A 1,714-nucleotide genomic window follows, 5' to 3' on the forward strand; every position below is an offset into this window, starting at 1 on the left:
CACTATCTCGTGTCGACGACAACCAACCCGTGAGGTAAGTGCATTGAACCGATTCGAGGCCAGAAATCCCATCGCCGCTGTTTCCTCGAAGGCCACGGCAGGCGGCTTGTCTGCCCCATTTAACTCTGCCCTGCTTGATGCGCTGAAACAGCGCGTTGTCATCGGCGACGGAGCGATGGGCACCATGTTGCAAGCCGCGGACCTCACCCTGGACGACTTCCTCGGCCTCGAGGGGTGCAATGAGATCCTCAACGACACCCGTCCCGACGTGCTCAAAGACATCCACCGTGCGTACTTCGCCGCTGGTGCCGATGCCGTCGAGACCAACACCTTCGGTTGCAACCTGCCCAACCTCGCCGACTACGACATCTCTCACCGGATCCGCGAACTCGCGGAAAAAGGCACTGCTCTCGCCCGTGAAGTAGCGGACGAGATGGGACCAGGCCGCGACGGCATGGCCCGATTCGTACTCGGCTCGATGGGACCGGGAACCAAGCTCCCCAGCCTGGGACACGCACCGTACGCAGTCCTGCGTGACGCGTACACCGAAGCTGCGCTCGGCATGATCGACGGTGGCGCCGACGCCATCCTCGTCGAAACCTGCCAGGACCTGCTTCAGGTGAAAGCTGCAATCCTCGGCAGCCAGCGTGCGATGGAGCAACTCGGACTGCGGTTGCCGATCATCACGCACGTGACGGTCGAGACAACCGGAACGATGCTCCTGGGCAGTGAGATCGGTGCAGCATTGACGGCACTCGAGCCACTCGGTATCGACATGATCGGCCTGAACTGTGCCACCGGGCCGGCCGAGATGAGCGAACATCTCCGACATCTGTCCAAGTACTCGACGCTGCCGGTGTCGGTCATGCCCAATGCCGGTCTGCCGCAGCTCGGCCCCAAGGGCGCCGAGTACCCGCTGACCGCCGACGAATTGGCCGAAGCGCTCAGTGGTTTCGTCTCCGAGTTCGGACTCGGCCTCGTCGGTGGCTGCTGCGGTACGACACCCGAGCACATCAGCGCGGTCGCCGACGCGGTCCGTCAGGTCGAGAAGGCCCAGCGCACGCCGATCCACGAGCCGAGCACCTCTTCGCTGTACTCGGCGGTGCCGTTCGAGCAGGACGCCAGCATCCTGATGATCGGTGAACGCACGAACTCCAACGGCTCCAAGGCTTTCCGCGAGGCAATGCTCTCCGCGGACTACCAGAAGTGCCTGGACATCGCCAAGGACCAGACCCGCGACGGCGCACACATGCTCGACCTCAACGTCGACTACGTGGGCCGCGACGGTGCCGCCGACATGTCGGAACTGGCCAGCCGTCTGGCGACGTCCTCGACGCTGCCGATCATGCTCGACTCCACCGAGCCTGCCGTGTTGCAGGCCGGTCTCGAACACCTCGGTGGCCGCTGCGCTGTCAACTCCGTCAACTACGAGGACGGCGCCGGCCCCGAATCGCGTTTTCACAAGATCATGACGTTGGTCAAGGAGCACGGCGCGGCAGTCGTCGCCCTGACCATCGACGAAGAGGGCCAGGCTCGCACAGCCGAGACCAAGGTCGCCATCGCCAAGCGTCTGATCGAGGACATCAAGGGAAACTGGGGACTCGCCGAGTCCGACATCATCGTCGACGCCTTGACCTTCCCCATCTCCACCGGTCAGGAAGAGGTGCGACGCGACGGCATCGAGACCATCGAAGCCATCCGTCAGCTCAAGGCT

At 63.7% G+C, this 1,714-nt stretch carries 1 protein-coding gene; it reads left to right on the top strand.

The annotated features are described in order from the left end of the window. Window positions 1–106 precede the first annotated feature (106 nt). The coding region (locus AC0B9F_RS38045; protein WP_472010373.1) for a homocysteine S-methyltransferase family protein at window positions 107–1,714 on the top strand (1,608 nt) is incomplete at its 3' end.

It is taken from the genome of Streptomyces sp. NPDC097129, from assembly GCF_055668065.1.